This is a genomic window from Halocatena pleomorpha (genome assembly GCF_003862495.1).
GTDB classification, from domain to species: Archaea; Halobacteriota; Halobacteria; order Halobacteriales; family Haloarculaceae; genus Halocatena; species Halocatena pleomorpha.
On record NZ_RRCH01000042.1, the window covers coordinates 43,163 to 51,534 of the forward strand.

General features: G+C 55.7%; 9 protein-coding genes and 1 pseudogene. 5 read left to right on the top strand and 5 right to left on the bottom strand.

Features of this window, described 5'->3' with window-relative positions; all coding sequences use genetic code 11:
- Positions 1-40 precede the first annotated feature (40 nt).
- Together aceA and EIK79_RS16870 are read right to left on the bottom strand one after the other, a co-directional pair.
- Positions 41-1,102, bottom strand: coding sequence for an isocitrate lyase (aceA, locus tag EIK79_RS16865; RefSeq protein WP_124956820.1), 1,062 nt, complete (start codon positions 1,100-1,102; stop codon positions 41-43).
- Positions 1,103-1,400: 298 nt separating this feature from the next.
- On the bottom strand, positions 1,401-1,931 hold the full coding sequence (locus EIK79_RS16870; RefSeq protein WP_124956822.1) for a DUF5817 domain-containing protein: 531 nt from the start codon (positions 1,929-1,931) through the stop codon (positions 1,401-1,403).
- An 85-nt stretch (positions 1,932-2,016) separates the two neighbouring features.
- On the opposite strand from EIK79_RS16870, the gene EIK79_RS16875 reads away from it, so the two are divergent.
- The 4 genes from EIK79_RS16875 (at position 2,017) to EIK79_RS16890 (ending at position 5,100) form a co-directional block, all read left to right on the top strand.
- Positions 2,017-2,325 (top strand): DUF7537 family lipoprotein, encoded by a 309-nt coding sequence (locus tag EIK79_RS16875; protein WP_124956824.1) that lies wholly within the window; start codon positions 2,017-2,019, stop codon positions 2,323-2,325.
- A gap of 125 nt (positions 2,326-2,450) precedes the next feature.
- On the top strand, positions 2,451-3,254 hold the full coding sequence (locus EIK79_RS16880) for a DUF7537 family lipoprotein (protein ID WP_124956826.1): 804 nt from the start codon (positions 2,451-2,453) through the stop codon (positions 3,252-3,254).
- Between the two features lie 139 nt (positions 3,255-3,393).
- Positions 3,394-4,215 (top strand): DUF7537 family lipoprotein, encoded by an 822-nt coding sequence (locus tag EIK79_RS16885; RefSeq protein ID WP_124956828.1) that lies wholly within the window; start codon positions 3,394-3,396, stop codon positions 4,213-4,215.
- Positions 4,216-4,299: 84 nt separating this feature from the next.
- Entirely contained in the window at positions 4,300-5,100 is an 801-nt protein-coding gene (locus EIK79_RS16890; RefSeq protein WP_124956830.1) for a DUF7537 family lipoprotein, read from the top strand.
- Positions 5,101-5,193: 93 nt separating this feature from the next.
- On the opposite strand, the gene icd is transcribed toward EIK79_RS16890, so the two are convergent.
- Positions 5,194-6,459, bottom strand: coding sequence for an isocitrate dehydrogenase (NADP(+)) (icd, locus tag EIK79_RS16895; RefSeq protein ID WP_124956832.1), 1,266 nt, complete (start codon positions 6,457-6,459; stop codon positions 5,194-5,196).
- 322 nt (positions 6,460-6,781) lie between these two features.
- Here icd and EIK79_RS16900 point away from each other — a divergent pair, with 322 nt between their 5' ends.
- Positions 6,782-7,510, top strand: a complete 729-nt coding sequence (locus tag EIK79_RS16900) for a methyltransferase domain-containing protein (protein WP_124956834.1) — start codon at positions 6,782-6,784, stop codon at positions 7,508-7,510.
- Between the two features lie 4 nt (positions 7,511-7,514).
- Here EIK79_RS16900 and EIK79_RS16905 read toward each other — a convergent pair.
- Both EIK79_RS16905 and EIK79_RS16910 read right to left on the bottom strand, forming a co-directional pair.
- Positions 7,515-7,727 (bottom strand): annotated as a pseudogene (locus EIK79_RS16905) (Rid family hydrolase); the annotation flags it as partial.
- Between the two features lie 67 nt (positions 7,728-7,794).
- Positions 7,795-8,372 (bottom strand): aldo/keto reductase (locus EIK79_RS16910; protein WP_148094162.1); only part of this gene is annotated, 578 nt, incomplete at its 5' end.

An 8,372-nucleotide genomic window follows, 5' to 3' on the forward strand; every position in this document is an offset into this window, starting at 1 on the left:
CCGACTCGATTAGTCATCGTCGGAGTACAATCCGACTCGATTAGTCGTCGTCGGACGAGATGGGATCGGACTGTTCGTCACTGAACCCTTCGGAGGCTTCCATGCGGGCCTTCGCTTCTGGATCGAATTCGGCTTCGATATCCTGATAGCGGCTGACGAACGAGAGTTCGTGGTGACTCTCGGTCTCGTGCCCGAGATACCGGTCTTCGAGGTCGAATTGAGCCTTTTCGTCGTTTTCAGCGATGTTCGCGTAGTCTTCGTAGGCGGAATGGGCACCCGAGTGCAGTCCGTACAGCGTGATGAAGATGTATTTGTACCCCAGCTCACCCAGTTCCTCGAACGTGAGCGGGTCCTCCTCTTCGGACCACGCGAAGCTCGACGAGTAGTTGAACGCGAGCTTCAGGTCGGGGTGGGTCTCGTGGATGGTTTCGGCGTAATTGACGGCGTCCTCTCGCGATGGATCGGGCATCTCCGGCCAGACGAGATCCACGCCAGCATCAGCGTACAGTCGGCCGCGAGCGAGATGTTCGTCCCAATCGCCGTTTGCCGACCCGTAGGCGTCCGTCCGCGCGATGATGACCGTATCCTCCGATTGCTTTGCGTCGACAGCTGCGGAAAACCGGGACTCGGCCTGTTCGCGCGAAACGATCTGCTTGCCAGCGATGTGACCACACCGCTTGGGTGTGGTCTGGTCCTCGATGTGAACCGCCGCGACGCCGGCCTTCTCGTACTCCCGCACTGCCCGGCGAACGTTGTGGACGCCACCGTACCCCGTGTCACAGTCCGCGATGACCGGCAGGTTCGTCGCCTCCACCATGCGCTTTGCGTTCTCGACCATCTCGGTCATCGTCACCATCTCCAGATCCGGGAATCCGAACTGACCCAGCACGGTCGAGTAACCGCTCATGTACGCTGCGTCCAACCCCGCCATCTCCGCGAGTCGGGCGTCGAGCGCGTGGTACATTCCCGGTGCGAACACGAAATCCTGCGAATCGAGTAGCTCGCGGAACTCCCGCCCGGCGCTGTTGTCCACGTCACGAATGCTTGCCTCTCTGTTATCAACGAGCTGTTTGACCTTGTCCTCGTCTGTGTCGTTTGTCATGGTTAGTGTTGTCTGTAGTCCCCGCCGAACCGCTGAGACTGTGCCAACGGGGGAGCGCTGTGTTGCTTCTGTGCGTTTGACGATGCCATTGCTGCAGTGAAAACTGTTATGATTGATAATGATAATATTCTTTAATCGGTTTACAAGGTGTAAATGGTGGGGATGAATTAAAGGGAGTGTGAATAACTAGCAATGGTAGTCGTATCGCGCGTCGTCTGTTGTGTTCACTCGAAGGTCGATTTCCAACAACCGACAGGAGTATGCGAGTGATTTCAGGACTAACGTAGAATGAACGACATCACAGCAGTCGATACCGACCGTCGGTTTCGGTTACGACACCGTTTCTGGCGAGTTTGTCGAGTGCCTCGTGGACGTACTTCTCAGGAACGCCTGCAGCACCAGCTTGATCCACGACCGCCTGGCGTGTCGGCCGATCGAGATCGGAGAGCACATCGAGCACGATTTCTTTTCGACTGCCGCCACGTGTCGACCCGGTGGCAGTCGTGGCGCGCTCTGCGGCGGCAGCAGTGGCGTCCGTGTCGATCCCTTCGCGTTCGAGGTATTCCTCGTGGCTCATGCCCGCGTCATCAGCTCGCGCGTCGAGTTCAGCGAAGCTGTCCACCGCAGCGTACGCGTCGCTGTGGCCGCTGCGCTCAGCGAGTAGTCGAGCACGGATTTCCCGAGCGGCGTCGAGATCGTCGCTCTGGTAGATCGTCCGCAACTTCTCGAATGCGGTTCGACGACGACACCGGGGACACTGCGTCGTCTCCGGACGGTCTTCCACGATCTTCAGCGCCGAACACTCCGGACAGCCGACCACACTGTACATACGAGCGCATTCGGTGGGATCGTAGTTAAACCACGGGACCGGTCGCTCGCAGACGACCGCCCAAAGTCGAAACGACACAGAACAGGTGACAAGACGCACAAACCCGAACGGTGATGAATACGAGGCGGCGGGGACGGTCACTCGTGACGGTGAAACGTTGCTCCGGTACAATTCGACCGGCGGAGCTAACCCAACGATGAACACCAACGAGCCGGTCAACAGCACGCTTCTCATTGACGAAGAGGGAATTATCAGACAGTTTACCGTCACGATAACGCACTTCTCGAACAGCAAGATACCGACGGTAACGATCAGCTACCGCACCACCGATATCGATTCAACCACTGTCGAGAAACCTGACTGGGTCGAAACCGCACGGAAACAAGCGAATTGAATCCGTTCAGGCCCAAACAACACTGCATACGATTGTTGATCGATCTAATCAACATACATCCCAGATATTTTGTTTCAAATATCAGATACCAAAAAATCCATGCAACCACAATGGTTACAAAGAGCATGGAAATGAAATCATTCCAGTGTGCAGTGCTTCTCATCCTCGTGGTCGGGCTTGCAGGCTGTTCGGGACTGTCTCCATCCGAATCTACCTCCTACCCGACGGGATACAACGAGTCCGGAATCGTCGATCCTGAGCTGGCTGCTGACCAGCACGCGACCGCGTTGTCCGAACACGACAATTACACCGAACGGATGAGAATCACGAGTCCGACACTCGATGGGTTCGTCACAACGACGATCCGAACCGACACCGTTGAGAACCGATCAGCAGCGGCGTTGGAGATCAACAACTCCGGAGAGACGTTCATGGACTCGAAAATGTACCACGACGGCACGAAGCGATACACGAACACTCAGATAGACGTGTACGGTGACACGTATGCAACGGGGAACGAATCACTGTCATCGTTCCAGGACAGCCTGGTGAACACCTCCCAAATCGATAATTGGCTCGCAAACATCAGTTTCGAGGCAGCGGGAACGGTGACCCGTGACGGTGCAACGCTCTACCGGTACAACTCGACCGGGGTGGACGACCCTGAAGCGTTCTTCTACACCACCGAATTCGTCACGATCGACGCCATCGAGTCGGTCGACAGCACGCTCCTCGTTGACGAGAAAGGACTCATCCGCGTGTTCGAAGTCACGGTAACGCACAGTTCGGATGGCGAGACCGAGGAGGGAACGATCAGCTACCGCGTTACCGACATCGACGCCACGGCCGTCGAGAAACCCGACTGGCTCGGAGCGGCCAAGGCCTACGCCGAACCGAACGGCTCCGAACCGGTCGTGAAAAAGCAGTGAACTACTCCGTCTACCTGTCACCGTTCGTAGCGTCATTCAGGTAACTACTATCTATATAAACTGTTTAAATCACGCAAGTGATGAACTCAGTTTGGTATGAAAACGTAACTATTATATTTAGATCTGATGCGTTTTACGCATGAAAGCGCGGTACGTGTCGACGTTGTGTCTTGTCGTTGCGATCATGCTGGCCGGTTGTGCAGGCGTCTCTCCGTTTGGGAGTAACGCGTCTGATACCAGCACGCCACCGAACCAGACTGAGGCGACAGTTACCACGACTGACGAAGCCGATATTTCGTTCCCCGCTGGCTATGCTGAATCGGGGATCGCTGATCCCGAAACGGCGGCCGACCAGCACCAGGCGGCGTTGTCCGAGTACGACAACCACACCCGGAACCTGACGATCATGGACGGTGCATCCAAATCGAAGATATATATCACGTCTCAGATCGATGTCGCTGAAAAACGTGGCGCTATGAAGATCTCGACCGTTCGGGCTGGAAACAGCCTATTTAATGAGACAACATATCACGAAGAAGGCACCACTTACGACAGTTCGAGTATTCTCGGTGCTGATCGGTACAACACGACCAAGGAACCGTTTTCATCGTTCAAGGCGAATAACTCGAACGTCTCCGGTCTGGAAAATATGTTGGAAAACGTCAGCGTCAGAAACGCTGGGACCGTTACTCATGACGGTGAAACGCTTTTCCGGTACAACGCGACCAACGTGAGCAAAGCAGAACCGTTCGTTTCAACAGTTCAACCGGTTGATATCGACGCCGTTGAGTCGTTCAACGGGACGGTACTCGTTGATGAGGAAGGGATCATCCGGCAGTTTAAGACCACAACGACGTACGTAGATGAGGGCAAAACCGAAACCGCAACGATCAGCGTTCTGTTTACCGATATTGGGTCAACAGCCGTCAACAAGCCTGACTGGATCGAAACGGCCGAGTAACCGCCTAAGAGAAGTAGAGCAGTTCTGTTTGTTGTGCATCGATAATCACAAGAATAATACTACCACTCTATAATCCTTGAGTGTATGAACACACGTTCACGGTTGGTCCTTGCTGTCGTTCTCGTAGTCGGATTGACGGGGTGTTCAGGACTGTCCCCGTTCGGTTCAGGCACTGCCTACCCGGACGGATACAACGAATCCGGGATTACTGATCCCGAGACAGCGGCCAACCAGCACAGTAAGGCGTTGTCCGAGTACGACTCCTATACATACAAAATGAATGTATCGAGTTCGAAGGATGTGGAGATGAACTTCACCATTCGAATTGACGAAGCCAACAAACAGTCTATTGCTGACATCACGGCCAACAGGAAAGAACAGGAAGTGATTCGTATGGAAATGTATCAAGAAAACAATACAACATACGAGAAGACACAGATGCCCCTGCTCGGCACCATCTACAACACGAGTGAGGAGTCGTTCTCCTCGTTCCAGGAGAATCAGACGAACACGACTGATATGAACGGGTGGTTCGCTAACGCCAGTTTCGAAGGGGCGGGAACGGTCACCCGCAACGGTGAAACGCTCTACCGGTACAACGCGACGGACGTGGACAATCCAGAAACGTACACTGACCTTACACAGAGTGCAACGATCGACTCCGTCGAAACGTTCAACGCCACAATCCTAGTCGATAAGGAAGGTATCCTCCGATCGTTAACGTTCGATATAACAGCCACCTCCTTCGGAAAAACGCAGAAGATGTCATCTGAAATTCGTATCACTGATATCGGGTCAACAGCCGTCAACAAGCCTGACTGGATCGAAACGGCCAAATCACAATCCGGGTCGAACGACACGACTTTCTTCGAGATCGCGGCATAAGTGCGAAAGCAGTGGTAGAACAGGAAAGCCGCCAACAAACGATTCCGAAACGGATGGGTTGTATGGTATTTTTCAATCGAATCGCGAGTAGCGTTAGGCGAGGTCGTGGATCGTGTCCGCGACTTTGCCGGCGAAATCGCTGGTAGAGAGTTTGGTGCCGCCGCTGATCTGGCGTTCGATGTCGTAGGTGACCTGTTTCGAGGTGATCGTTTCTTCGAGTGCGTCACGGATGAGGTCGGCGGCGTCGTCCCACCCCATGTAATCGAGCATGATGCGCCCAGAGAGGATCATGGCCGTGGGGTTGACCTTGTCCTGTCCAGCGTATTTGGGTGCCGACCCGTGAACGGGCTCAGCGAGGAACAAGCCGTCACCGATGTTTGCACCAGGTGCGATGCCGAGACCGCCGATCTGTGCGCCACACGCGTCCGAGAGGTAATCCCCGTTGAGGTTCGGCAGGGCGAGCACGTCGTACTGTGGGGTACGGGTGAGAATCTGCTGAAGCATGTTGTCCGCGATGCGGTCGTTGACAACGACCGCGTCCTCTGGTGGCTCGCCGTCGCGTTCCTCCCAGAGCGTATCCTCAGTGATGACCGCGTCGCCGTACTCCTCTGCGACTTCATAGCCCCAGTCGCGGAACGCCCCTTCGGTGAACTTCATGATGTTACCCTTGTGAACCAACGTCACCGAATCCCGATCGTGTTCAAGGGCGTAGTCGATCGCCTTGCGGACCAGCCGCTTAGTGCCGAACTCCGAGATCGGTTTGATCCCGATTCCGACTGGGCCATCATGAATGGTGTCGTCGTATCCCATCTCCTGTTCGACGAACTCACGAACCTGTTCGACTTCCTCGGTCCCTGCCTCCCACTCGATGCCAGCGTACACGTCCTCGGTGTTCTCCCGGAACGTCACCATATCCATCTGATCCGGTCGAGAGACGGGAGAGGGAACACCGTCGAGATGGAACGTGGGCCGCATGTTCGTGTACAGATCAAGGCGCTTGCGCAACGCGACGTTCAGACTCCGAAAGCCTGCGCCGACGGGCGTCGTCAGCGGTCCCTTGATCGAGACCTTGAACTCCTTCATCGCGTTGATCGTGTCGTCCGGCAGGTTCTCGTCGTATTTTTCGCGGGCGGACTCGCCAGCGAACACGCGCATCCAATTGATCTCTCGTCCCGTCGCCTCCGCAGCGGCCTGGAGCACAGTCTGAGCAGCCGGGCCGACGTCCGTTCCGATTCCATCTCCGTAGATGATCGGAATAATCGGGTTGTCAGGAACATTGAGGTCGTCTGATTCGGCGTCTACCACCTCGATAGCCGCACCATCCTCTGGCACTTCAACGCTATCGTAAACGGAAGCCATACCAAAACTTCCGTCGTCAGGCTAAAAATTCTGCCGTTATCACCCCACCAACCTGAATGAACGATGAGGAACAATCGGCTTAGCGTTTGTATTCATCGATTACACGCCGCTCATCGCTTGTCAACTCACTACGAGTTCAAAGTACGATGAAAATTCAGGGTTGTGTCATTGTCGTGTCTCATCCCAAAACAGTCACGATCCGAAAAATATGGGCTGTCATTTCCGACATAGCTGTTCATTCGAACCGGACGATCAATCGATTACTCAGCGTTAACACCATACATAGATGAAATATTTATGTTTTCATTGACGATACGAGATCATGTGTGATGATTTAGATCCGTTCGGTCGTGCGATCTACGATCACCATCGTGGAGATCGGGGGGAACCGTTGCTCCAACATGGTGGGAACGAAACACGAGCGCATCCGATCGAGTCGTTCTACTTCGAGCGGTACGATCCGGACAGCGATCGGGGTGCGTTTCTGGATGCGTGGCTTTCGGGACCGCTTCTCGATATCGGAGCCGGTGTGGGACGCGACAGCCTGTATTTCCAACAGCAGTTCGAGACGGTTGCGATTGAGGTGAGTGATCACCTCACAGAGACGATGCGCGAGCGCGGCGTAGCCGACGCCCGAACGGTCGACATGTTCGCGTTGGAGGAGGCGTTCGACAGGGATCGATTCGGGTCGGTGCTCGTCTACGGCACACAGATCGGATTAACGCGATCGATGCAGGGCCTTCGACAATTTCTTGGTGCTCTCGCGTACGTCACAGACCACGAGGGGACCGTCGTACTCCACGGCATCGATCCCGACCGGGGGGAGCCATCGGAACTGCCGGGCTTCCGGTCGGATCCGACGCCCGGCCTCGCTTACCGCGTGTTGCAGTTCGAATACGAGGGACAGAGGGGTGAGCCGCTGCTGTTCCGTCTGTTCAGCCCCGACCGACTCCGAGAAGCTGTCGTCGGCACCGGGTGGCGTGTCACCGAACTCGGAGGATCGTCGGATTTGGACGACCCGCATTATCAGGCCGCGCTGACGAAATCCTGACCCACTACTGCGAACCTGACGACTCGGGAATGACTGCGTCCGCTTCGATCTCGACGCCCAGGCACGGATCGATGAGCCGTTGGACGTGGACCATCGTAGCAGCCGGTTGGATCTCTCCGAACACCTCCCAGTGTGCTCGGCCGATCTCCTCCCAATCATCAATAACGGTGACGAACAGTTGGGTCCGGGTCACGTCCTCATCGGTTGCGGTCGTCTTCGCCACATGGACGACGCCGACCTTTCCGAATTGAAATGAAGACTCTTTCGAAGATCAAAACGGCGCGTTAGCTGCCAGCGTACCCTTTCTCGATGTCTTCGAGATCCTCGCCATCGACGGATGAGCGGAGGCTGTCCATACCGTCGTCACGGGAAACGTTAAAGTTGGTTTCTGCGAGTCCACTGACGCGCTCGGTTTCCTCGGGCGAGAGCGGCGGCGTTTCAGACGCAGCAGCCCACTCGTCAATGTCGGCAGTGGTTCGGAAGGTGGGCGTGACCGTGGCGACCTCGTCATGGCTGAGCAGCCACTGGATGGCGGCTTGACCCATCGTTCGCTCCCCATCGCGTTCGAGGAACCGGAGTGAATCGACTTTCTCCCAGCCGGTTTCGTACCATTCGTCAGGACGGTACGCGCGGTGGTCGTCGTCGCCAAGCTCAGTGTCAGGAGTGACCTGCTCGTTGAGCAGACCGGAGGAGTGGGGAACACGAGGGATGAGACTCGTCTCCGCGTTCTGGTCACGGATCGTATCGATGAAATGCTGTCCCGGAACCTGTTCAAAAAGGTTGAACACGGTCTGAACGGCGTCAAACTCTTCTTCGATCGCGAACTCGCCTTCCGCGAGCCAACCGATCGAGGGACCGATCG